Here is a 24,171-nt window from a genome sequence, read left to right on the forward strand (position 1 = left end):
GCACCAGAGAAGGAGCAGCTGTGGAGAGAAGGATCCTCGGACGGACCGGACGCGAGGTCTCGGTCATCGGCCTCGGAACGTGGCAATTGGGCGCCGATTGGGGCCGCATGAACGAGCTCGAGGCGCTCGACGTGCTCGATGCCGCCGCCGAGTCGGGCGTGACCTTCTTCGACACCGCCGATGTGTATGGCGACGGCCGCAGCGAGCAGCGCATCGCGTCGTGGCGCCGCGTCAACCCCTCGTGGAAGGGCACCGTCGCGACGAAGATGATCCGACGCGCGCCCAAGCCGTCGCTGCGATACGCCTCGTATGACACCTTCCGCGACTGGGCCGATCGCTCCCGCCGGAACCTCGGTGTCGACACCCTCGACCTCGTCCAGCTGCACTGCCCCACCGACGACGTCTACGCCGCCGACTTCGTGTTCGACGCGCTCGACTCGCTCGTCGAGGAGGGCGTCATGGCCGCCTACGGCGTGAGCGTCGAGACCTGCGCGCAGGCGCTCACGGCGATCGCCCGCCCGAACGTCGCGACGGTGCAGATCATCCTCAACGCCTTCCGCCAGAAGCCGCTCGAGCAGGTCCTGCCGGCGGCACGCGAGGCCGGCGTCGGCATCATCGCGCGCGTGCCTCTCGCGAGCGGCCTGCTCTCTGGCCGGTACACGCAGCACACGACCTTCGCGGACGACGACCACCGCACCTTCAACCGCCGCGGCGAGGCGTTCGACGTCGGCGAGACCTTCGCGGGCGTCGACTTCGAGACCGGCGTCGAGGTGGCCGACGAGTTCGCCACGCTCGCGAGCCGCATCGGGGCGAACCCGGCCCAGGCGGCGCTCGCCTGGATCGCGTCGCAGCCCGGCGTCTCGACCGTGATCCCCGGTGCCCGCTCCCCCGAGCAGGTGCGCGGCAACGCGCGCGCCGCCGACCTCCGCACCCTGCCGTCGCACTTCATGGAGGCCGTCACCGCGCTCTACGACGAGAAGATCCGCCCGCAGGTGCACGACCGCTGGTAAGCCCACACACACGACGAATGCCCCCGGGAGAAATCTCGGGGGCATTCGCGCTATCGCCTACTCGGCAGACTCGTCGGGAGTCTCCTCGCGGCGGCGGCGTCGCGGCGCCTCCTGCGGCGCGGGCTGGGCGGCCGGGGCCTGCTGGCCCTGCGAGATGCCGTGGCCGATGGCCTGGCCCTGCAGCATCGCCGACAGGTCGATACCGGTGGCCTCGCGCACGGTGTCGAACATGGCGCGCATGCCCATGGCGGCCTCGCCGGCCATGTGCGTCGTCGCGCCGCCCTCGCCGGATCCGGCGAGAACCGTGACGTTGCCGACGTTCGAGTAGCCCTTGGCGAACTCGGTCATCATCGGCACGAGAACGTCGAGCGAGCGCTGCGCGAGCACGGCGTCCTGGTTCTTTTTGAGCGCCTCGGCCTCGGCCTCGATCGCGATGGCCTTCGCCTCACCGGCGAGGCGAATCGCGTCTGCCTCGGCCTGGGCCTGGGCGCGCTTGGCGTCGGCCTCGGCCTGGGCCTGCACGCGGATGGCCTCGGCCTCGCGCTCGGCCTTCTGGGCGTCGGCCTCGGCGGCCTTGATGCGCGAGTAGGCGTCGGCATCGGCGCGCTGCTGCTGCTGGTAGAGGCTGATGTCGGCCTCGCGGCGCTGCACGTCGGCGGCGGCCTCGGCGTCCTTCACCGCGGAGTACGCGCGGGCGTCGGCCTTCTTCTGCTCTTCGTACGCGGAGGCGTCGGCCACGCGCTTGACGTCGGCATCCAGCTGGGCCTGCTTGTTATCGGCCTGCTGCATGAGCACGCCCTGCTCGGCGCGGGCGCGGGCCAGGGCCTCGGCTTGCTCGGCCTCTGCGCGGGCCTCACCGACGTCGGACGCCGCCGCGGCCTGGTTCTTGTCGTACGCCGTCTGCTCGATCAGCGTCTCTTCGCTCGTCGCGATCTCGCGCGCCTTGATCTGGCGGTTCGCGTCGATGCGCGCGATCTCGGCCTGGCGCTTCACCTTCGAGACCTCTTCGGCGCCGAGGGCGTCGATGTAGCCGTTCTCGTCGGTGATGCCCTGGATCTGGAAGCTATCGAGCACGAGGCCCTGCTCCTCCAGGTCGCTCTTGATCAGCGCGGCGATCTGGTCGCTGAGCTCCTGGCGGTCGCGCATGAGCTGCTCGACCGTCAGCGTCGCGACGACACCGCGGAGCGCACCCTCGAGCTGCTCGGTCGTGAACACCTCGATGGCCTTGTCCTGCGACACGAAGCGCTCTGCCGCGCGGGCGATCGCCTCGGTCTCGGATCCGACCTTCACGAGCGCGACGCCGGTCACGTCGACCGTCACGCCCTGGATCGACTGCGCCGTGGGCTGCACCATGATCTGGCGCGCGCGGAGCGACAGCGTCTCGGCGCGCTGCGTGATCGGGTTGACGATCGCGCCGCCGCCGCGGATGACGGTGAGGGCCGAGGCCGGGCCGGTGCTGCCCTTCTTCGCCTTGCGACCGACGATCACGAGCGCCTCATCGGCGCGAGCGACCTTGTACCAGGCGCGCATGAGCAGCGTGATGATCAGGCCGACGATCGCGAGAACGACGAGCAGAATGATGACGGCGACGACGATCCCCGCCGTTCCGATGGCTGTGAAAAAGCCCACGGATCTCCCCTAACGGTTGGGCCGACGCGACTCACCTGGGCGAGTAGCCGCCGACGAATGTCCCATCAGCCTATAAAAAGCCTGCGCCCAGCGCACTCTCAGAACCCGTGACCGGGAGGCATCCAGCTCGCGCTCCATAGACTTGATGGCATGTCTTCTGCCACCGGATCCGCGGGTATCGGCCCGCGCGTCACCGCGCTCGATGTGCTTCGCCTGCTGAGCGAGCTGCTCGCATTCGGTTCGCTCTGCGTGTGGGGCTTCCTCGCCTGGTCGATGCCGTGGAGCGTCGTCTGGGGCATCGGCGCGCCCCTCATCGCGATCCTGGTGTGGGCGCTGTTCCTCTCGCCGAAGGCCGTCATCGCCGTGCCGCGCGCGATCCGCGCCCTCATCGAGCTGCTCGTCTTCGTCAGCGCGACGCTCGCGCTGTGGGCCCTCGACCTGCCCTGGGCGGGCCTCGCCGTCGGAGCCTTCTGCGTCAGCGTCGGCGTCTTCGTGCTGCGCCGCGAGATGCGCTGAGCGCACTCGCGCCGAACACAACGAATCGGCGCAGCGGGCCGCTCACGCGTACTCGCTACGCCGATTCTTGTCGTTAGATGCCCTGCCAGTCGGGCTTGTTGTCGTACGACTCGCGGTAGTAGTCGGCGAACTTCAGCTTCGACGCGGCGGCCTCGTCGACGACGACGGTGACGTGCGGGTGGAGCTGGATCGCGGATCCGGGAAGCGACGCCGACAGCGCACCCTCGACGGCGCCGGCGACGGCCTCTGCCTTGCCCTCGCCGAAGGCGAGTAGCACGAGGTGGCCGGCCTCGAGGATCGTGCCGAGCCCCTGCGTCAGGCAGTGGCGCGGCACCTCGTCGATCGAGTCGAAGAAGCGCGCGTTGTCCTCGCGCGTCTGCGCCGTCAGCGTCTTCACGCGGGTGCGCGACGCGAACGAGGATCCGGGCTCGTTGAAGCCGATGTGGCCATCGGTGCCGATGCCGAGGATCTGCACGTCGATGCCGCCGGCCTCGCGGATCGCGGCCTCGTAGCGGGCGCCGGCGCCCTCGAGGTCGTCGTCGTGCGCGGGCGGGGTCTGGATCCGCTGCGGGTCGAGCCCGAGGGGCTCGACGACCTCGCGCGAGATCACCGACGCGTACGACTCGTGGTGCTCGAGCGGCAGCCCGACGTACTCGTCGAGCGCGAAGCCGCGCACCTGCGAGAGGTCGACGCCCGCGAGCTTCTCGCGCAGCGCCTCGTAGACGGGCAACGGGGTGGATCCAGTGGCGAGGCCGAGAACGGCGTCGGGCCGGGTGCGGATCAGCGCGGCGATCGAATCAGCAACGAGCGCGCCTGCTTCCGCGCGGTCGCGGACGATGACGACCTCTGCCATGAAATCCTCCTGGGATTCAAAAGAACGGTTTCACCGATCTTCTCAGACATCTGATCTCCAGGCGATCGTAAACACTTCGTGATCGTTCCGACAGCTGGCATATGGGCACCGGCCGTACCATGATCTAGACGAAGCGCGATTCGTAGCGCTTGATTGTTGGGGGAGATCTCGATGACCGACCTGGCGACGGAAAAGACGCAGGTACTCAGTGACGCCTCGGAGGCACAGCCCGAGGTGCGCTGGGCCGAGCCTGCGCCCAAGAAGCGCGGCAAGAAGGGCCTGTGGTTCGGCATCGGCATTCCCGTCGCGCTCCTCGCATGCGGCGCCGTCGCCGTGGGCACGATCTTCATCGCACCCGGCGTGACGGTGCTCGGCGCCGACGTCGGCATGACGACCCTCGACAGCGCCGAGGCGGCGGTCGCCTCGGCCGTCGCCGACGCGACCGTCACGATCAGCGTCGACGGCGAGCAGAAGACCCTCACGGGCACCGACCTCGGCCTCACGATCGACGCGGCCCAGACGGCCCGCGACATCAAGAACGCCTACCCGCTGTGGAAGATCGGCGACTGGAGCCCCGGCGCCGTCGACGCCGACCTCTCGGTCGACACGCAGACAGCAGAGGCCGCGCTCTCGGCGACCTTCGCCGACAAGTACACCGACCCGGTGAACGCGCAGATCGAGTACAACGACGGCGCTTACTCCGTCGTGCCGTCCGAGAACGGCCAGGGCATCGACATCGACACCCTCATCGCCGACCTCTCGACCGAGCTCGCCGCGGCCCCCGCGGTGCAGGCACTCGCGGCCGGTGTCGGCCCGATCCAGGCCACGTCCTCGCCGTCGATCTCGCTCGTCGCGAGCATCACCGAGACCGAGCCCGACCTCACGACCGATGAGGCCAAGACCACGGCCGACTCGCTCAACGCGGCGATCGATAGCGTGTCGTTCACGCTCGACGGCGACACCGTCGACACCGTCCCCGCCGAGACCGTTGCGTCGTGGATCGACGTCACCGTCTCCGACGCCGGCGAGGTCGAAATCGCGACGAAGAACGACGAGATCGAGAAGTACGTCACCGAGGTTCCCGGCCGCGTCGGCCAGGAGGCCACCGATGCCGACGTCGTCGTCGACGCCAACCACAACGTCCTCAAGACGATCACCGAGGGACACGACGGCTACGAGGTCACCTCGACCGACGGTGCGACCGACGAGATCTCGGCGTCGCTGACGTCGATGCAGCCCGCGACCGTCGCCCTCACAGGCGAGAAGGTCGCACACAAGACCACCGAGCGTTTCCGCCGCGCCGTCGTCGCCAAGAGCGAGGGCTACACGTACTTCTACGAGACCGTCAACGGCGGCGAAGAGAAGCTCGTTAAGACCACCGCCATGGCCCTCGGTAAGGAGGGTCACGACACGCAGGTCGGCGACTACACCGTCTACGCGCAGCTCACGACCCAGAACATGGGCGACTGCGACGCCGACGGCAACCTCGTCCCCGGCGGCCGCTTCGGCTACTGCACGGCGAACGTTCCCTGGATCAGCTACTTCAACGGTGACCAGGGCTTCCACGGCACCTACTGGCACAACAACTTCGGCCCCGGCGCCTACATGAGCCACGGCTGCGTGAACCTCAGCGAGTCCGACGCCGAGTGGACCTACCGCTTCCTGCAGGTTGGTTCGCCCGTCAAGGTCACCGCGTAAGCACGCCCGAGGCTGACAAAGTGCTCTACGCTGATGGCATGACCACGCTGCGCATTGAAGACCTGTCTGCCGCCACGATCGTGGCGGCCAACCGGCTCAGTTTGAAGCCGGGCCAAGAAGAGTTCATCGCACCGACGACCTATGCCGTCGAGATGGGCGTCGCCGACCCGCAGAAGACGTGGCAGCGCGTCGTGCTCGATGGCGACGTTGTCGTCGCCTTCGTGCGCGCGTACTTCGACGCCGACGCATCCAGCGACTACCTGCGCGCCGCCGTCTGGCGCATCAACGTTGACGCCGAGGCCCAGGGTAAGGGCGCCGGTCGCTTCGCGATCGACGCCGTGCTCGACGAGGCCCGCAAGCGCAGCTTCGACCGCGTGACGGTCGTGTACGAGCCGGGCGAGGGTGGCCCCGAGGCGTTCTTCCGACGCATCGGCTTCTCCCCCGTCGGCGAGTCCGACTACGGCGAGGTCGTCGCGGAGATCGCCCTCTAAGCGATTCCCCCACGAGCCGCTGGCGGCGGGGATTCGATCACTCTCCCCCGATCGAACCTCCGCCGCCAGCTTTTTTCTGCCCTTAGACCAGCGACTCGCGCCAGGCGCGGTGCAGCTGGGCGAACTTGCCCTCGCCCTGCTTGAGGGCCTCGGGCGTATCGTCCTCGATGATCCGGCCGTGCTCCATCACGAGCACGCGATCGGCGATCTCGACGGTCGAGAGGCGGTGCGCGATGATGATCGCCGTGCGATCGGCGAGCAGCGTCTGCAAGGCCTTCTGGATCGCCCGCTCCGACGGGATGTCGAGCGACGCGGTCGCCTCGTCGAGGATCAGCACCGACGGATCCGCGAGGAACGCGCGCGCGAACGAGATCAGCTGGCGCTGGCCCGCCGAGACGCGGCCGCCGCGCTTGTTCACGTCGGTGTCGTAGCCGTCGGGCAGCTGCTCGATGAACTCGTGCGCGCCGACGGCCTGCGCCGCGGCGACGATCTCGTCGTACGACGCGTCGGGCCGGCCGAGCGCGATGTTGTCGGCGACGGATCCGCTGAACAGGTATGCCTCCTGTGTCACCATCACGACGGCGCGGCGGAGGTCGGCCTGCGACAGGTCGCGCAGGTCGACACCATCGAGCGCCACGCGGCCCTCGGAGGGGTCGTAGAAGCGCGACACGAGCTTCGCGAGCGTCGACTTGCCGGCGCCCGTCGTGCCGACGAGCGCGACCGTCTGTCCCTCGGGGATGTCGAGGGCGAAGTTCGGCAGGATCGTCTTGCCCGCGCCGTAGCCGAACGTGACGTCCTCGAACGCGAGGTGTCCGTGGGCGTGCGGCAGCGCGACAGGGGCGGTGGGCTCGGGGACCGACGGCTGCTCCTCGAGCACGCCGGAGACCTTCTCGAGCGCCGCGGCGGCAGACTGGAACGAGTTGACGAACATCGCCACCTCCTGCAGCGGCGTGAAGAAGTTGCGCACGTAGAGCACGGCCGCGAGCAGGGATCCCACCGCGAACTCGCCCCACGTGATGCGCACGCCGCCCCAGAGCACCACGACGCCGATCGCGACCGCCGAGATCGCCATAAGGGCGGGCTCGAAGGTACCGAAGAGGCGGATGACCTTCATGTTGGCCTCGCGGTAGTCCCACGACAGCTTGCCGAAGGTCTTCTCGTTGACGGGCTCGGTGCGGAACGCCTTGCCGGCGCGGATGCCCGTCATCGTCTCGACGAACTTCACGATCACCTGCGCGCTGATGATGCGCGTGCCGCGGTAGGCCCGCTGGCTGGCGCGGTAGAACCAGCGCAGCAGGAACGCGAGCGGCACGAACGTCAGCGCGACGACGACGCCGGAGCGCCAGTCGAGCAGCATGAGCGCGATGAGGGTGAAGAGGCCGTACAGCACGCCGTTGACGAGCTGCGTGAGGCCGCCGTTCAGCAGCTCGCGGATCGTGTCGAGGTCGCTCGTCTGGCGCGAGATGATGCGGCCAGACGTGTAGGTCTCGTGGAACTCGAGGCTGAGGCGCTGGGTGTGGCGGAACACGCGGGTGCGCAGGTCGAGCAGAACCGTCTGCGTGACCTTCGCCGCGAGCATGTCGTACCAGGCCAGCAGCCCGGCGCCCGCGATCGCGGTCGCGGCGTAGGATCCCGCCACGAGCCACGTCGGGCCCCAATCGTCGTTCTCGAGGACCGCGGGAAGCGCCCAGTTCAGGCCGAGGCCCAGGAGCGCCGGGCCCAGAACGCGCACGCCCGTCTGCGCGACCACGACGATCGCGGTCAGCACGACGCGCCACTTCATGGGCTTCAGCATCGAGACGAGCAGGCGCAGCGAGCGCTGCCGGATCGCCTTCGATTCGTCCTTCGTGTAATTCAGGCGGTCTTCGCCCGACACGCCCTGCACCGATGAGCTCATCGGTCTGCCTCCTGAATGATCTCGATCGCCGAGGTGGGATCCGTGCGGTGCGCGCTGTCTTCCCGCTCCTCGTCCTCGAAGCTCGACAGCACCGACCGGTAATCGGCTGAGCGCGCCATCAGCTCGCTGTGCGTGCCGACCTCGACGACGCGGCCGCCCTGCAGCAGGGCGACGCGGTCGGCGAGCGCGACGGTCGAGGGGCGGTGCGCGACGACGAGCGCCGTCGTGCCCGCGAGCACGCGCCGAAGCTCGGCCTGCACCTTCTCTTCCGTGTTGACGTCGAGCGCCGACAGCGGGTCATCCATGACGATGACCTTGGGCCGCGCCGCGACCGCGCGCGCGAGCGCAAGGCGCTGGCGCTGGCCTCCGGAGAGGCTCATGCCCTCCTCGCCGATCATGGTGTCGGCGCCGTCCGGCAGCTCGTGCACGAACGCCGCCTGCGCGACGTCGAGGGCCTCGTTCATGACGCGCTCGGCCTCGTCCGACGCGATGTCGAGGTCGTCGCGGCCGAGCAGCACGTTCTCGCGCACCGACGCCGAGAACAGCGTCGCATCCTCGAACGCCGTCGCGATGTGGGTGCGCAGCTCGACGAGCTTGAGGTCTCGCACGTCGACGCCGTCGAGCGTCACGCGGCCGCCCGTCACGTCGTACAGGCGCGTCGGAAGGGTCGTGAGCGTCGTCTTACCGGATCCGGTGAGGCCGACGAGCGCCATCGTCTCGCCCGGTTCCAGGGTGAGATCGATGCCGTCGAGCAGGTCGCTCTCGTGCTCGCGCGCGTCCTGGTAACGGAAGTGCGCGCCCTCGAACGCGAGCGCGCCCCGCGGATCCGCGATCGACACCGGGTTTTCCGGATCCGTGATGGTGTCGACGGAGTCGAACACCTCCCACACGCGGTCGGTCGCCGTGCGCGCGTCGAGCAGGAACGAGAAGAGGAAGCCGATCGACTCGATCGGCCAACGCAGAATCGTCGCCATCGCGAAGAACGCGAGCAGCTGAGCGATGTCGAGCTGCCCTTGCGAGGCGAGCCAGATGCCCGTCGCGAGGCTCACCGCGAAGGCGAGCTCGGGCATCAGCACGAGGATGAAGTCGACGCGCGCGACCGCGCTCGCCTTGCGCATCTCGGTGCCGCGCAGGGTCTCGGCCTGCTCGCGGAAGTTCTTGAGCGCGTGGCCGCCGCGGCCGAAGGCCTTCAGCACGCGGATGCCGTGCACGCTCTGCTCGACGCTCGTCGCGAGGTCGCCCTGCTGGTCCTGGCTCATGCGGGCCAGGCGGCCGTAGGTGCGCTCGAAGCGTACCGCCGAGATCCAGAGAGGGATGCCCGAGACGACGAAGATCGTGCCGAGCGCCCAGTGCCACTGGAACAGCATGACCGAGCCGATGATCACGGTCAGCAGGTTCACGACGAGCATGATGAGGCCGAAGGCGAGCCAGCGGCGAATCACGTTGAGGTCCTGCATCATGCGGCTCAGCAGCTGGCCGCCCTGCCACCGGTCGTGGAACTCGATCGGTAGCTTCTGCAGGCGGTTGTAGAACTTCTGGCGCAGGTTGTATTCGATGGCCGTCGCGGGTGCGAGGATCAGCCACCGGCGCATCCAGACGAGACCGGCCTCGAGCAGGCCGAGTCCGAGCACCGCGAGGGCGCCCCAGACGACGGCGCGCGTCGCGCCGGATGCGATGGGTCCGTCAACGATCCATTCGAGGGCGGTGGGGATCAGCAACGCGACGATCGAGGCGCCCAGCGCCGAGACCGCTCCGAGCAGGATCCGGGGAAAGTCTTTTTGTGCGTATGGAATCAGGCGCGCAAGCGCCCTAAACAGGGAAAGGCGCGCGGGCGCGCCGGGTTCAGTATCAGCAGACATCTCAGCCTCGAGAGGGATTTCCTGCCGCAGAAACGCGACAGCCTTTCAGCTTAGTGTGAGCTGAAAGGCCGTCGCAAGGGCGATCTACGAGATCAGTGGAAGAAGTGGCGCTCTCCCGTGAAGTACATGGTCACGCCGCGCTCCTTGGCGAGCGCGATGGTCTCCTCGTCGCGCACCGAGCCGCCGGGCTGGATGATGACCTTGACGCCGGCGTCCATGAGCACCTCGGGGCCGTCCGAGAACGGGAAGAAGGCGTCGGACGCGGCGATGGATCCCTCGACCCGGTCGCCGGCGCGCTCGACCGCGAGGCGGCACGAGTCGACGCGGTTGACCTGGCCCATGCCGATGCCGACGGTGGCCATGTTCTTCGCGAGCACGATGGCGTTCGACTTGACGGCGCGGCAGCTCTTCCACGCGAACACGAGGTCGGCGAGGGGGATCTCCGGCTCGGGGCCGGCGACGAGCTCCCAGTTCTTCGCGACGGACTCGAAGTCGTCGTCAGGGAACAGGTCGGCATCCTGCAGCAGCAGGCCGCCCGAGACGAGGCGCACGTCCATGCGCTCCTGCTGCCAGTTGGCGGGCAGCTTCAGCAGGCGCAGGTTCTTCTTCGCCTTGAAGACCTCGAGGGCCGCGGGCTCGAAGTCGGGCGCCACGATGACCTCGGTGAAGATGTCGCGGAGGTTCTCGGCCATCTTGAGCGTGACGGTGCGGTTCGCCGCGATCACGCCGCCGAACGCCGAGAGCGGGTCGCACTCGTGGGCGCGCAGGTGGGCGCTCGCGATCGGGTCGAGGGCCTTCGGGTCGGCGATCGCGAGGCCACAGGGGTTCGCGTGCTTCATGATGGCGACGGCCGGGAGCACCATGTCGTACGCTGTGCGGAGCGCGGCGTCGGCGTCGGTGTAGTTGTTGAACGACATCGGCTTGCCCTGGAGGAGCTCGGCCTGGGCGATGCCGTGACCGCCGACGCGCGAGTAGATCGCGGCGCGCTGGTGCGAGTTCTCGCCGTAGCGGAGGTCTTCGATCTTCTCGGCCTGGATCGTCAGGTGCTCGGGCAGCGTCTCGGTGCCCTGCATCGTCTCTTCCGCGAACCACTGCGCGACGGCCGTGTCGTACGACGCGGTGTGGGCGAAGGCGCGAGCGGCGAGCTCCTTGCGGGTCTGCAGCGTCGTGCCGCCCGTCTTCACGGCCTCGATGATGGCTGGGTACGACGAGGGGTCGACGACGATCGCGACGTTGGCGTGGTTCTTCGCCGAGGCGCGGACCATGGCGGGGCCGCCGATGTCGATCTGCTCGACGACCTCGTTCGCGGCGGCGCCCGAGGCGACCGTCTCGACGAACGGGTAGAGGTTCACGATGACGAGCTCGAACGGCGCGATGCCGAACTCACCCAGCTGGGTCTCGTGGTGCTCGAGGCGGAGGTCTGCGAGGAGACCGCCGTGCACGTTCGGGTGGAGCGTCTTCACGCGGCCGTCGAGCATCTCCGGGAAGCCGGTGATGTCGGCGACGTCGGTCACCTCGTGACCGCCCTCGCGGATCCGTGCGGCCGTCGAACCGGTCGAGACGATCTCGACACCGGCATCGGCGAGCGCCTGCGCCAGCGGCAGCAGGTCGGTCTTGTCGCTGACCGAAACGAGAGCACGCTTGATCGGGACAATGTCGCGGTCGCGGTACAGCGAGGGGTCGTGGCTCGGGCCGGCCATGGTGTCTCCTTGGGTGTGAGGGAGGTGGATCGGGAAGGTTTATTGACCGAGCTCGAGCTCGCCGGTCGCGATGCGGCGAACGACGTCGATGAGCAGGCGGCGCTCGACGGGCTTGATGCGGTCGTGAAGCGTGGCCTCGGTATCGCCGGGCTCGACGGGCACGCGCTCCTGCGCGACGATGGGGCCGGTGTCGACGCCGCCGTCAACGACGATGACGCTCGCGCCGGTCTCGGTGACGCCGGCCGCGAGCGCGTCGCGCACGCCGTGGGCGCCGGGGAACTCGGGCAGGTAGGCGGGGTGCGTGTTGACGATGCGCGGGGCGAACTCGTTCACCACTCTCTCGGGTAGCAGGCGCATGAGGCCGCTCAGCACGATGAGGTCGGGGTTCCACGCGCGAAGCTGCGCCGCGAGCTCCTCACCCCATGCCTCGCGCGACTCGAACGCGCGGAACGGCACCGAAAACGACGGGATCCCGAAGTCGGCCGCGTGCTGCAGGCCCTCGGCATCGCGGTCGGCACCGACGGCGACGACGCGCGCCGGGTAATCGGCATCGGCCGCGGCTTCGAGGAAGGCGCGCAGGTTGGAACCCGCGCCGGAGATCAGGACGGCGACGTTCAGCACATGTTCATTCTAGCGTTCAGTCGTCGTCGTCCGTGAGGGCGTCCCAGTCGCCCTCCGTCACGGGCTTCGGCAGGGGCGCGATCATCAGGATCCCCGCGCCGACGAGCGCCTCGAGGCCCACCGTGATCCCGACCGCGAGCGGGTCGGCGCCGACGTCGGCGAGCCGGCCGGGGCCGATGGATCCGCTGGCGGCGGCCGCGAGCAGCGCCCACGCCGCGCCCGAGCAGATCGCGATGCCCGCCGCGATCGCGGCGCGCGGCGCGTAGGGCTCGGATCCGTCGCCGTCGAAGGCCCAGTCGCGCGCGTAGGTGCGGCGCACGATCCAGCCGCCGAAGGCGCCGAGCGCCACGGGCGCGAGGGCCGAGAGCAGCATCCAGCCGCTGGATCCGTCGGGCAGGATCCCGAAGATCGGGATCCCGGGGACGACGCCGAGGCTCGTCCCCGACGGCGAGACCGCCGTGCCGGTGCCGATCGCGAAGCCGGGGCCCGCGAGCCAGCTGCCCAGCCAGACGAGGATCGTGGGCACGAACGCCAGCTGCCCGAAGGTGATCACGGTCGCGCCGACGGCGTCGGCCTGCGCGACCTCGTACAGCGCGATGATGTCGTCGCCGTTGAAGGCGACGAGGCCCGCGAAGAGCAGCCCCGCGGCGCCCGCAAGGCCGACCACGACGACGCCGGATCCGCGCAGCACGAGGGCGGGGATCTCGCGCCACGCGGGGCCCCAGCCGTCGACGTAGTCGTGCACGATGTCGATCGGGCCGCCGTCGCCGTCGTTCCAGGCATCGTGGACGATGCCGCCGAGCATGCCGATCGCATAGACCAGCACGGGGAAGGCGATGCCCTGCCACGTCGACGCCGTGGCTACGGAGTTATCGCTCGTGAGGTGCGCCGCCACGGCGATGCCCGCCAGCACGATCGTGGCGGCGCCGAGCGCCAGCCACGGCTTCTCGGAGCTCACGGCGCGGCGGCCGGAGCGCACCGCGAACAGCAGCGTGAAGGCGCCGAAGAGCAGCGGCGGAAGGCCCAGCCAGAAGCTCGCGCCGTCGTCGGCGATGTTGAGGTCGGCCGCGACGTCGGTGACGTCGATGTGCACGGGCACGAGGTGCCCGAGCTGCCAGATACGCACCGACGCCGGCCAGAGCGCTCCCCACGCGTCGACGTCGCCGAAGAGCACGAGCCAAACGATCGTCAACGGCGCGAGGATTCCGACCAGCCCCACCGCGGCTGCGACCAGCGCATCCAGAGCGGCAAGGGCGGCGACCGTGATGGGTTTCATAGGCTTTCGACACTACCCCGCGGACCATTGCGATTAACGAAGAACGCGGCGAAAGCCAGAACGCCCCGGTACACATACCGGGGCGTTCTGATGAACCGGAAGCTCGTTAGAGCGACTTCAGGATCTCGCGCATGAGCTGGGCGGTCTCGCTCGGCGTCTTGCCGACCTTCACGCCCGCGGCCTCGAGGGCCTCCTTCTTCGCGGCGGCGGTACCGGCCGAGCCCGACACGATGGCGCCGGCGTGGCCCATGGTCTTGCCCTCGGGCGCCGTGAAGCCCGCGACGTAGCCGACGACCGGCTTCGTGACGTTGGCCTTGATGTACTCGGCCGCGCGCTCCTCAGCGTCGCCACCGATCTCACCGATCATGACGATGGCCTTGGTCTCGGGGTCGTTCTCGAACGCCTCGAGCGCGTCGATGTGCGTCGTGCCGATGACCGGGTCGCCGCCGATGCCGATGGCGGTCGAGAAGCCGAAGTCGTTCAGTTCGAACATCATCTGGTAGGTGAGCGTGCCCGACTTCGAGACGAGGCCGATCGGGCCCTTGCCCGTGATGTTCGCCGGCGTGATGCCCGCGAGCGCCTCGCCCGGCGTGATGATGCCGGGGCAGTTCGGGCCGATGATGCGGGTCTTGTTGCCCTTCGACTTGGCGTAAGCCCAAGCCTCGGCGGCGTCGCCAACCGGCACACCCTCGGTGATGACCACGAGCAGCGGGATCTCGGCGTCAATCGCCTCGATCATCGCGTCCTTGGTGAACTTCGGCGGAACGAAGGCGACCGAAACGTTGGCGCCCTCCTTCTCCATGGCCTCGGCAACCGTGCCGAAGACGGGGAGCTCGACCTCGCCCGTGCCGGGCTTGTCGTGCGTGACGGTCGTGCCGGCCTTGCGCGCGTTGACGCCACCAACGACGTTCGTGCCCGCCTTGAGCATCAGCGCGGTGTGCTTCGTGCCCTCGCCACCGGTGATGCCCTGGACGATGACCTTCGAGTCCTTGTTGAGGTAAATCGACATTTCTCTGCTGTCCTTATCTCAGGCGTTGGCCAGTTCGGCGGCCTTGTCGGCGCCCTCGTCCATGCCGGCGGCCAGGGTCACGAGCGGGTGGTTCGCGGCCGCGAGGATCGCGCGTCCTTCCTCGACCTGGTTGCCGTCGAGGCGCACGACGAGCGGCTTGGTGGCCGCGTCGCCGAGGATCTCGAGAGCCTTCACGATGCCCTCGGCAACGGCGACACAGCTGGTGATGCCACCGAAGACGTTGACGAACACGCTCTTGACCTGCGGGTCACCGAGGATGACGTCGAGGCCGCTGGCCATGACCTGCGCGTTCGCGCCGCCACCGATGTCGAGGAAGTTGGCGGGCTTCACGCCGCCGTGGTTCTCGCCCGCGTAGGCGGTGACGTCGAGGGTCGACATTACGAGACCGGCACCGTTACCGATGATCCCGACCTCGCCGTCGAGCTTGACGTAGTTGAGGCCGCTGGCCTTGGCCTTGGCCTCGAGCGGGTCGGCGGCACCCTTGTCTTCGAGCTCTTCGTGCTCGGGGTGGCGAACCTCGGAGCCGTTGTCGTCGAGCGACACCTTGCCGTCGAGGGCGATGACGTCGCCCTCGCCCGTGAGGACGAGCGGGTTGACCTCGACGAGCGTCGCGTCCTCACCCTTGTAGACGTCGAACAGCTTCACGAAGACGTCGGAGACCTTCTCGACGAGCTCCTCCGGGAAGTTCGCCGCCTTGGCGATCTCCACGGCCTTCGTCTTGTCGATGCCCGTCAGCGGGTCGACCTCGACGCGGGCGAGAGCCTCGGGCTTCTCGACGGCGAGCTGCTCGATCTCCATGCCGCCCTCGACGCTGCAGAGCGAGAGGTAGGAGCGGTTGGCGCGGTCAAGCAGAACCGAGAAGTAGAACTCGCGGTCGATGTTGGCGCCCTGGGCGACCATCACGCGCTTGACGACGTGGCCCTTGATGTCAAGGCCGAGGATGGCCTTGGCAGCCTCGTATGCCTCGTCGGGGGTCTTGGCGACCTTGACGCCGCCAGCCTTACCGCGGCCACCGGTCTTCACCTGAGCCTTCACGACGACGACGCCGCCGATCTTCTCAGCCGCTGCCTTCACCTCCTCGGGGGTGTCGGCGACGATGCCGGCGAGCACCGGCACCTCGTACTTCTCAAAAAGGTCTCGAGCCTGGTACTCATAGAGATCCACGTTGCTTTTCCTTAAGTGGGCGAACGGGTGCAGAGGCGTGGAAATACGTCTCGATGTCGAGAGAACTCGACCACTCATCAGCCTACTACCGTCCCGCGGGCCAGGGAAAACGCGAAGACGGCCCCGGCGAGTGCCGGGGCCGTCTTCGGGTGACGTGGGTCAGTGAATCTTTTCCTTGCCCCACTGCGAGCGGAACATCGGGATCGCCATCGCGAGGCAGACGGCGATGATGCCGGCCGTGAAGACGAGGCCCTGGAACGACGTCACCATGAACGCGACGCCGAACAGGAAGAGACCGCCGATGAACAGAATCAGCGAAATGATGAACATCATGTGGATTAGCCCTCCGCAGCCGGAAAAATCTCCTCTCATCCTACCCGAGCCGCGGCGCACTCCCGTCGTGTTCACGGGCGGGCCCCGCAAGGTTTATATTCATAAGGTAAGCCTCCCCTAACGAATTGGCCCGGATGTTCGCTACTTTTCTGATCGGGCTCCGCGAGGGGCTCGAGGCCGCGCTCGTCGCCGGCATCCTTGTCGCATACCTTCGACAGCTCGGCCGCAAGGACGCCGTGTGGCGCATGCTGGCCGGTGTCGCCCTCGCGATTGTGCTCGCGCTGGGCCTCGGCGCGATCCTGACCTTCGGCGCGTACGGGCTCTCGTTCCAGGCGCAGGAGATCCTCGGCGGCACGCTCTCGCTCCTCGCCGTCGCGATGGTCACGTGGATGATCTTCTGGATGCGCCGCGCCGGCCGCACCATGAAGAACACGCTCGAGTCGGGCGTCGACCGCGCGCTCGAGAACGGCACCGTCTGGGCGCTCATCGCGATCGGCTTCGTATCGGTCGCCCGCGAAGGCCTCGAGACCACGCTCCTCCTCTGGTCGATGGTGCAGTCGTTCGGGCGCACCCCGCTCTCGCTCACGGGCGCGGTTATCGGCCTTGTGACCGCGGCGATCGTCGGCTGGTTCATCGCGCGCGGCGCGGTGCGCCTCAACCTCGCGAAGTTCTTTACGTGGACGGGCGGCTTCCTCGTCATCGTCGCCGCGGGCGTGCTCGCCTACGCGCTACACGATCTGCAGGAGGCCGGCGTGATCCCCGGCCCTCCCCCGGCCGCGATCGACGGCGTGACCGTCGTCGGCTGGGCCGCGTTCCCCTTCGGCTGGGCCTTCGACGTCAGCGCCGTGATCCCTCCCACGAGCACGGTCGCCGCGCTTCTGCAGGCCGTCGTCGGGTTCACGCCGCAGATGTCGTGGATCCAGGTGATCGCCTGGGCGCTCTACATCGTCATCGTCGGCTTCATGTTTTGGCGGGGCGTGCGCCGCCCGCAGCGCAGCACCCCCGCAACCTCCCCCTCACAGCAAGGAGTACCTGCATGATCCTCACCCGCGCCACGACGGCCGTCGCCGTCACGGGTCTCGCCGCGCTCGCCCTGTCGGGCTGCGTCGCCAACGACGCCGCCACGAAGGCCGACGCCCTCACGGTCGACGCGACCGACAGCACGTGTGCCGTCGCCGCGGCGGAGGCCACGAGCGGCACCGTCGCGTTCGACATCACGAACAGCGGATCCGAGGTGACGGAGTTCTACCTGCTCGCGGAGGACGGCCTGCGCATCGTCGGCGAGGTCGAGAACATCGCGCCCGGCGCGTCGCGCTCGCTCACCGTCACGGCGCAGCCGGGCAACTACTACACGCTCTGCAAGCCGGGCATGGTTGGCAGCGGCGTGGGCCGCGCGGCCTTCAGCGTGACGGGCGACGCCGTCGAGGTCGATGGCCCCGACGCCGAGCTCAAGCAGCAGGCCGTCGACCTCTACGCGGGCTTCGTGAAGGACCAGGTCGGCAGCCTCGTGCCCGCCGTCAAGGAGCTCACCGACGCGTACGTGGCGGGCGACGACGAGTCGGCGCGCGAGCAGTTCCCGAACGTTCGCGCCTTCTACGAGCGCATCGAGCCCGTCGCCGAGTCGCTCGGCGACCTCGACCCGCGCATCGACTACCGCGAGGTCGACGCCGTTGCGGAGGGCCTCGACTGGACCGGCTTCCACCGCATCGAGAAGGATCTCTGGGAGCCGGCGAAGGACGCCCTGAACTCCGACGACTCGTCGGCCTGGCAGGACTGGGAGCCCTCGACCGATGAGCAGCGCGCCGATTTCGCGCAGCTTCTCGTCGACGACGTGCAGGAGCTGTACGACTACGTGCACTCCGACGATTTCCAGTCGGCGCTCGACGACCAGGGTGCCGCGGGCATCTCGAACGGCGCGATCGGCCTGCTCGACGAGGTCGCGAACGGCAAGATCACCGGCGAGGAAGACTGGTGGTCGGGAACCGACATGTGGGACTTCGCGGCCAACGTCGAGGGGAGCGAGATGGCGTACTCGCTCGTCGCCGACCTCGCGGCCCGCACCGACGAGGGCAAGGCCCTCGCCACCGAGATCGAGGATGGCTACGCGGCCCTCAAGGCCGACGTCGCGACCTACGGCTCGCTCGAGGACGGCTTCGTGACGTACTCGGAGCTCACCGACGACGACCGCCGCGTGCTGACCGACGACATCAACACGCTGGCAGAGCCGCTCTCGCAGCTCACGGCTACGATCCTGGAGTGATGACAACTCCTTCCGAGCCTCAGGCCGCGTCGGGACTTTCCCGGCGCGGCCTGTTCGGGCTCGTCGGCGCGGCCGGCCTCGCGGTCGGAATCGGCGGTGGCGTGCTGGGCACGCTCGCCGCCACCCGTTCCGGCTCCTCCTCGGCCGCGACCTACGACTTCTTCGGCGCCCACCAGGCCGGAATCACGACGCCGGTGCAGGATCACCTGCACTTCGCCGCCTTCGACATGGCGAAGGACGCGACGCGCGCCGACCTCATCGAGCTCCTCCAAGACTGGTCATATGCGGCGTCGCGCATGACGCAGGGCCTCGACACGTCGGCGACGGGCGCGGTCGGCGGATCCCCGGAGGCGCCGCCGGACGACACCGGCGAGGCGCTCGGGTTGCCCGCGAGCTCGCTCACCATCACGTTTGGTTTCGGCCCCGGCCTCTTCGACGACCGCTTCGGGCTGGAGAACCAGCGTCCCGACGGCCTCGAGACCCTTCCGGCGTTCCTCGGCGACGACCTCGACCTCAAGAAGAGCGACGGCGATCTCTGCATCCAGGCCTGCGCCGACGACCCGCAGGTCGCGGTCCACGCGATCCGAAACCTCACCCGCATCGCCTTCGGCCGCGCGGTCCTGCGCTGGTCGCAGCTCGGCTTCGGTCGCACCTCGCGCACCTCCTCCGAGCAGCAGACGCCGCGCAACCTCTTCGGGTTCAAGGACGGCACGGCGAACATCCTCGCCGACGACGACGCGGCACTGACCGATCACGTATGGTCAAGCGACGGCTGGCTCGCCGACGGATCCTTCCTCGTCGCGCGCCGCATCGCGATGCGCATCGAGACGTGGGACCGCGTGCGGCTCTCCGAGCAGGAGCGCATCTTCGGGCGCTCGAAGGGCGAGGGCGCGCCGCTCTCGGGCGGCGACGAGTTCACGGATCCGGACTTTTCCGGATCCGAGATCCCGGCCGACTCGCACGTGCGGCTCGCGCACGCGGAGCAGAACGACGGCGTGCGGATCCTGCGCCGCGGGTACAACTACGTCGACGGCAACGACGAGCTCGGCCAGCTGTCGGCAGGGCTGTTCTTCCTGTCGTATCAGCGCGACCCGCAGCACTTCATCACGCTGCAGAAGTCGCTCGCTCGCGACGCGATGAACGAGTACATCCGGCACACCGGATCCGGGATCTGGGCGATCCCGCCGGGTGCGAAGACCGGCTCGTTCGTCGGCGCGGGCCTGTTCGAATAGCCTCGCCGGGAGCGGTGCTGTGGACAGGGCACAAGTTTCTTTTGCCCGTCGCACAGCGCCGCCTAGCGTGGCGACATGACCACTTCCCTGCCCGGCGATCGCACGGATTCCTACGACATTCTCGACCCGCTCGACACCGACTACTACGGCGTGTTCGATGACATCGACGGCCCCGATCGCGACGCGTGGCGCCGCGCCCGCACCGTCGTCGGCGAGGTCGCAGGCGACCTCTACGACGCATGGGAGACGGCGTCGTACCCCCACGAGAAGGTCCTCGCCTCGCTCGGTCGTCACGACGTCATGGCCGACGGCATCGACCACCCCGAGCTGACCCCCCTCTCCCCGCTCGCCGCGGGCCTCGTCAACATGGAGCTGTCGCGCGGCGACGGATCCCTCGGCACGGTGCTCGCGGTGCAGGGCGGGCTCGCGCTGCGCACGCTCGCGCTCTTCGGATCCGACGAGCAGAAGGACGCCTGGCTCGCGAAGCTCGACTCCGGCGAGGTCGCCGGATCCTTCGCCCTCACGGAGCCCATCCACGGCAGCGACTCGACGAGCCTCGAGACGACCGCGAGCCGCGACGGCGACGAGTGGGTGCTGCGCGGCGGCAAGAAGTGGATCGGCAACGGCGCGTCCGGTGGCATCACCTTCGTGTGGGCGCGCGTCGACGACCCATCAGACGACGACCACGGCAAGGTCGGCTGCTTCCTCGTTCCGCAGGACACGCCGGGCTACGACGCCGAGGTGATCCAGGGCAAGGTCTCGCTCCGCGCGATCCACCAGGCACACATCCAGCTGAACGGCGTGCGCGTGCCGCTCGCGAACCGCCTCCCCGGCGCCCACTCGTTCAAGGACACCTCGCGGGTGCTCTATGCCACCCGCTCCGGTGTCGCGTGGTCGGCGCTCGGACACGCGACCGCCTGCTACGAGGCCGCGCTGCAGTACGCGAGCGAGCGGATCCAGTTCGGCAAGCCGCTCGCCGGGTTCCAGCTGGTGCAGGAGCGGCTGACCCGCATGCTGTCGCAGCTCACCGGCATGCAGCTCTACTGCCGTCGCCTGGCCGACCTCGAGTCGGCCGGCAAGCTGCGACCGACGCAGGCCTCGCTCGCGAAGTACACCAACACGCGCGCGGCCCGCGACATCGCCCGCGAGGCGCGCGACCTGCTCGGCGGCAACGGCATCCTGCTCGAGAACCGCGTCATCACCCACCTCGTCGACATCGAGGCGATCCACACCTACGAGGGCACCGAATCGGTGCAGGCGTTGCTGATCGGCCGCGACATCACCGGCGTCGGCGCGTTCGCGTAGCAATAACAGGAAGGCCGGCGGCAGCGATGCCGCCGGCCTTTTGCGTGACAGAACGTTTTTCGTTGCCATTCTCGAAGCGCTTCGCTAGCGTCGGGAGAACCGAGCCTGCATGACCAACGAAGGAGTTTTCGTGCCCCGCTCCCCCTACGCCGCACCGGCGTGCCCCTCGACCGCCGCGCTCACCGCGCTCCCCGTCACCGCCGTCACCCTCGGCGACGGATTTTGGGGGCACCGCCAGGAGCTCAATACCCGCGCCATCATCCCGCACGCCGTCGGCTGGATGGAGAAGCTCGGCTGGGTCGACAACTTCCGCGATGCCGCGGGCGACGCCCGATACGAGCACCGCGGGGCGCAGTTCGCCGACTCCGAGATCCACAAGCTCATCGAGGCCATCTCGTGGGACGCGGCTCGAGGGCGCAACGACAACGACGAGATCCTCGACCGGTTGCTGTCGGCGCTCGCGGGCGCGCAGGATCCGGACGGGTACCTGCACACGCTCTTCGGGCGTCCCTGGCAGCAGCCCCGGTTCTCGGATCTGCAGTGGGGCCACGAGCTCTACTGTTTCGGCCACCTCATCCAGGCGGCCGTCGCGCACCACCGGGCCACCGGATCCGACCGCTTTCTCGCGATCGCGCGGCGCGTGGCCGACCACGTGTGCGTGATGTTTGGCGACGACGGGATGAACCGCATCTGCGGGCACCCCGAGATCGAGCCGGCCCTCGTCGAGCTGTTCCGCGAGACGGGCGACGAGCGATACCTGCGCCAGGCGAAGCTATTCGTGGATCGCCGCGGCACCGGAACCCTCGGGCTGCACGAGTTCGGCACCGCGTACTGGCAGGACGACATGCCCGTGCGCGCCGCGACCGTGCTGCGCGGCCACGCCGTGCGCGCCCTCTACCTCGCCGCCGGCGCCGTCGATGTCGCGGTCGAGACGGGCGACGACGAGCTGCTCGACGTGCTGCGCGAGCAGTGGGACAACACCGTCGCGCGGCGCACCTACATCACCGGCGGCATGGGCTCGCACCACATGGACGAGGCCTTCGGCGACGACTTCGTGCTGCCGCCCGACCGCTCGTACTGCGAGACCTGCGCCGGCATCGCCTCGATCATGTTCAGCTGGCGGCTGCTCCTCGCGACGGGCGAGGCGAAGTACGCCGACCTCATCGAGCGCACGCTCTACAACGTCGTCGCGACCGCGCCGTCGGACGAGGGCACGGCGTTCTTCTATGCCAACACCCTGCACCAGCGCACCGAGCACGGATCCCCCGCCCTGAGCGACGAGGGCGTCGCCATCCGCGGCGGCGCGGCCGGCCGCCAGGCGTGGTTCGTCGTGTCGTGCTGCCCGCCGAACCTCGCGCGCACCCTCGCGAGCCTCGGCTCGTACCTCGCGACGGCATCCGGATCCGCGGTGCAGATCCACCAATTCGCGAGCGCGACGATCGAGGCGGGCGGCGCGCGGATCGAGATGACGACCGCATATCCCGACGACGGCCGGGTGACCATCACCGCGACGGGCGACGCGAGCGTCGCGCTCCGCGTGCCCGCGTGGGCCGAGGGCGCGACGCTCACGAGCGGCGGCGAGACGGCCGCCGTCGCGGCCGGCGGGTACACGGATCCGGTGCCGCTCGCCGACGGCGAGTCGCTCGTGCTCGACCTACCGCTCGAGGTGCGGGTGACGCACCCCGACGAGCGCATCGACGCGATCCGCGGCACCGTCGCGATCGAGCGCGGGCCCGAGGTGTACGCGCTCGAGTCGGTCGATCTGCCGGGCGACCTCGCGTTCGAAGACCTACGCCTCACCGGCGAGGCGCGCTGGGACGGCGACACAGTCACCGTGCGCGCGTCCGCCGCTCCCCGCCGCGAGGGCGCGTGGCCTTACGACAGTGCGGCGGCGGCGGCGCCGGCCTCGGGCGAGCGGGACGTGCGGCTCGTGCGCTATCACGGGTGGGCGCGGCGCGGCCCCTCACGCATGCGGGTGTGGATCCCGACCGCGTAGGCGCGCAAAAACGGCATGGCACCTGCGTGGGTGCCATGCCGTTTTTTCGTGGAATTACGCCTCGTCGGTGTCGGCCGGGGCCTGGTCGGCGAGCGCCATGATCGGCTCGAGCTCTTCGCGGGTCAGGGTCATGAGCGGGCCCGCGGGGTCGATCAGGATGCCGCCGACGTCTTCGTGGTCCTTCAGCACCTTCGCGATCTTGTCGGCGCCGAACGGCATGGCGCGCTCGGTGCGGCCCTGCGCGACGATCTCGAGCGGGTGCGAGTAGACCTGCAGCAGGCGGGTACCGTCGACGAGACGCGCCTCGGCGATGCCCATCTTCTGCTCGCCCTCCTCGCTCTGCGGCGAGGATCCGACAGCGACCCACAGCGGCGGCTGCTCCGCGAGGATCTTCGCGATGCGCTTCGGCGTCTCGGCGTCGCGCGGCTGCGCGAGCGCCGACTTCACGCGCATGCGCGGGTCGGCCTGCTTGTGCGCACGCTCGATGACCTCGCGCGGCAGGACGATGCGCGACTGCCCCGAGGCACCGTCGACGATGATGCCGTCGAAGCCGCGCTCGATCATGTGGTTGAGGATCATCGTCACGGGCTGCGCGACCGCCGACGTCTTCTCGTTGCCGTCGGCCTTCACGGCCTCGCTGAGCGCCTTGCCCGAGCTGTAGACGAGCATGTAGTTCTTCTCGCCGGCCGTGGCGACGCCGTACTGCAGGGTCGCTTTGCCGTTCTCGTCGACCTGCTCGCGCACATCGCCCGCGACGCGCAGGAAGAGGTGGCCCTGCATGAGCTGGCGGGCGACGCCCAGTAGCTGGGCGGGTGACGGCTTCTCGGGCATCGAGGCGAGGGCGTCGCGAAGCACCGCGTTGTCGCGCAGGCCCTTGATCGTCTCGAGAACCGCGGGCGGGGCGGCGGGCGCGAGCGGGAGCTCGCGGACGGCGACCGGCTGGGGCGTGGGGGCGGGCTGCGGAGCGGGCTGTTCCTTCGGGCGCGTGAACGCGTCGGGGCCCGCGGTCGCGAGCTCCTCCGCGCGCTTCTTGCGCTCGGCCAGCTCGTCCTCGGGCGACAGCACCTCGGGGCCGGAGTTCGCGCCGACGCCCTGGAACGCCGAGAATGAGATGTTTACGCCCATCGCCTGCTCCGCAGGCGCCTCCGGGGCGTCGTGAGAAGGCTCGGGCGTCACCTCTTCGGCGACGCCGGTGTTGTCGACAAGCTCTTCCTTCGAGCTCTCGGACTTCTTCTTACGCGAGAACAGACCCATGTGTTCCAGGGTACGGGGGCGCGGCGCACCGGGCACAATCCGGCGTC

The 24,171-nt window shown here is 69.1% G+C and carries 20 protein-coding genes; 9 read left to right on the plus strand and 11 right to left on the minus strand.

Going from position 1 to position 24,171, the window contains the following annotated elements:
• The first annotated feature begins 20 nt into the window (after positions 1–20).
• On the plus strand, positions 21–1,010 hold the full coding sequence (locus tag DTO57_RS09795) for an aldo/keto reductase (protein WP_114118051.1): 990 nt from the start codon (positions 21–23) through the stop codon (positions 1,008–1,010).
• A gap of 57 nt (positions 1,011–1,067) precedes the next feature.
• On the opposite strand, the gene DTO57_RS09800 is transcribed toward DTO57_RS09795, so the two are convergent.
• Entirely contained in the window at positions 1,068–2,639 is a 1,572-nt protein-coding gene (locus DTO57_RS09800; protein WP_308420495.1) for a flotillin family protein, read from the minus strand.
• Positions 2,640–2,789: 150 nt separating this feature from the next.
• Here DTO57_RS09800 and DTO57_RS09805 point away from each other — a divergent pair, with 150 nt between their 5' ends.
• The gene (locus tag DTO57_RS09805) at positions 2,790–3,155 is read left to right on the plus strand and encodes a YrdB family protein (RefSeq protein ID WP_114118052.1); all 366 of its coding nucleotides are present in this window, start codon (positions 2,790–2,792) and stop codon (positions 3,153–3,155) included.
• 73 nt (positions 3,156–3,228) lie between these two features.
• Here DTO57_RS09805 and nagB read toward each other — a convergent pair whose 3' ends face one another.
• Positions 3,229–4,008 carry a glucosamine-6-phosphate deaminase gene (gene nagB, locus DTO57_RS09810; RefSeq protein ID WP_114118053.1) on the minus strand — a complete coding sequence of 260 codons (780 nt, stop codon included), beginning with the start codon at positions 4,006–4,008 and terminating at the stop codon, positions 3,229–3,231.
• 171 nt (positions 4,009–4,179) lie between these two features.
• Between nagB and DTO57_RS09815 the strand changes: the two genes are divergently transcribed.
• Both DTO57_RS09815 and DTO57_RS09820 read left to right on the plus strand, forming a co-directional pair.
• Positions 4,180–5,706, plus strand: a complete 1,527-nt coding sequence (locus DTO57_RS09815) for a L,D-transpeptidase family protein (protein ID WP_114118054.1) — start codon at positions 4,180–4,182, stop codon at positions 5,704–5,706.
• A 38-nt stretch (positions 5,707–5,744) separates the two neighbouring features.
• A complete protein-coding gene (locus DTO57_RS09820) occupies positions 5,745–6,197 on the plus strand; it encodes a GNAT family N-acetyltransferase (protein ID WP_114118055.1) in 453 nt (150 codons plus the stop codon).
• A gap of 82 nt (positions 6,198–6,279) precedes the next feature.
• Here the strand turns inward: DTO57_RS09820 and DTO57_RS09825 are convergent, their stop codons facing one another.
• From DTO57_RS09825 to DTO57_RS14390, 8 genes are all read right to left on the minus strand, one after another.
• Positions 6,280–8,094 (minus strand): ABC transporter ATP-binding protein, encoded by a 1,815-nt coding sequence (locus DTO57_RS09825; protein WP_114118056.1) that lies wholly within the window; start codon positions 8,092–8,094, stop codon positions 6,280–6,282.
• Positions 8,091–9,953 carry an ABC transporter ATP-binding protein gene (locus tag DTO57_RS09830; RefSeq protein WP_114118057.1) on the minus strand — a complete coding sequence of 621 codons (1,863 nt, stop codon included), beginning with the start codon at positions 9,951–9,953 and terminating at the stop codon, positions 8,091–8,093. The genes DTO57_RS09825 and DTO57_RS09830 overlap by 4 nt, the downstream gene beginning before the upstream one ends.
• 92 nt (positions 9,954–10,045) lie before the next feature.
• Entirely contained in the window at positions 10,046–11,653 is a 1,608-nt protein-coding gene (purH, locus tag DTO57_RS09835) for a bifunctional phosphoribosylaminoimidazolecarboxamide formyltransferase/IMP cyclohydrolase (protein WP_114118058.1), read from the minus strand.
• Between the two features lie 39 nt (positions 11,654–11,692).
• Complete coding sequence (gene purN / locus DTO57_RS09840) at positions 11,693–12,274, minus strand: phosphoribosylglycinamide formyltransferase (RefSeq protein ID WP_114118059.1); 582 nt, start codon at positions 12,272–12,274, stop codon at positions 11,693–11,695.
• Between the two features lie 16 nt (positions 12,275–12,290).
• Positions 12,291–13,550, minus strand: a complete 1,260-nt coding sequence (locus DTO57_RS09845) for a cell division protein PerM (protein WP_114118060.1) — start codon at positions 13,548–13,550, stop codon at positions 12,291–12,293.
• A gap of 106 nt (positions 13,551–13,656) precedes the next feature.
• On the minus strand, positions 13,657–14,559 hold the full coding sequence (gene sucD, locus DTO57_RS09850; protein WP_114118061.1) for a succinate--CoA ligase subunit alpha: 903 nt from the start codon (positions 14,557–14,559) through the stop codon (positions 13,657–13,659).
• Positions 14,560–14,577: 18 nt separating this feature from the next.
• Positions 14,578–15,744, minus strand: coding sequence for an ADP-forming succinate--CoA ligase subunit beta (gene sucC, locus DTO57_RS09855; RefSeq protein ID WP_114118062.1), 1,167 nt, complete (start codon positions 15,742–15,744; stop codon positions 14,578–14,580).
• A gap of 159 nt (positions 15,745–15,903) precedes the next feature.
• Positions 15,904–16,077 carry a hypothetical protein gene (locus tag DTO57_RS14390; protein ID WP_162785732.1) on the minus strand — a complete coding sequence of 58 codons (174 nt, stop codon included), beginning with the start codon at positions 16,075–16,077 and terminating at the stop codon, positions 15,904–15,906.
• 134 nt (positions 16,078–16,211) lie between these two features.
• Between DTO57_RS14390 and efeU the strand changes: the two genes are divergently transcribed.
• The 5 genes from efeU (at position 16,212) to DTO57_RS09880 (ending at position 22,870) form a co-directional block, all read left to right on the plus strand.
• Positions 16,212–17,117 (plus strand): iron uptake transporter permease EfeU, encoded by a 906-nt coding sequence (efeU, locus tag DTO57_RS09860; RefSeq protein ID WP_114118063.1) that lies wholly within the window; start codon positions 16,212–16,214, stop codon positions 17,115–17,117.
• A complete protein-coding gene (gene efeO, locus DTO57_RS09865) occupies positions 17,114–18,337 on the plus strand; it encodes an iron uptake system protein EfeO (protein ID WP_114118064.1) in 1,224 nt (407 codons plus the stop codon). Before efeU ends, efeO begins: the two co-directional genes overlap by 4 nt.
• Positions 18,337–19,569, plus strand: a complete 1,233-nt coding sequence (gene efeB, locus DTO57_RS09870) for an iron uptake transporter deferrochelatase/peroxidase subunit (RefSeq protein ID WP_114118065.1) — start codon at positions 18,337–18,339, stop codon at positions 19,567–19,569. Before efeO ends, efeB begins: the two co-directional genes overlap by 1 nt.
• A gap of 75 nt (positions 19,570–19,644) precedes the next feature.
• Complete coding sequence (locus tag DTO57_RS09875) at positions 19,645–20,874, plus strand: acyl-CoA dehydrogenase family protein (protein ID WP_114118066.1); 1,230 nt, start codon at positions 19,645–19,647, stop codon at positions 20,872–20,874.
• 130 nt (positions 20,875–21,004) lie between these two features.
• Positions 21,005–22,870 (plus strand): glycoside hydrolase family 127 protein, encoded by a 1,866-nt coding sequence (locus DTO57_RS09880; RefSeq protein WP_229730386.1) that lies wholly within the window; start codon positions 21,005–21,007, stop codon positions 22,868–22,870.
• A gap of 54 nt (positions 22,871–22,924) precedes the next feature.
• On the opposite strand, the gene DTO57_RS09885 is transcribed toward DTO57_RS09880, so the two are convergent.
• Complete coding sequence (locus tag DTO57_RS09885; protein ID WP_114118068.1) at positions 22,925–24,124, minus strand: SseB family protein; 1,200 nt, start codon at positions 24,122–24,124, stop codon at positions 22,925–22,927.
• Positions 24,125–24,171 lie beyond the last annotated feature (47 nt).

This window comes from Microbacterium sorbitolivorans (assembly GCF_003327285.1).
Lineage (GTDB): Bacteria > Actinomycetota > Actinomycetes > Actinomycetales > Microbacteriaceae > Microbacterium > Microbacterium sorbitolivorans.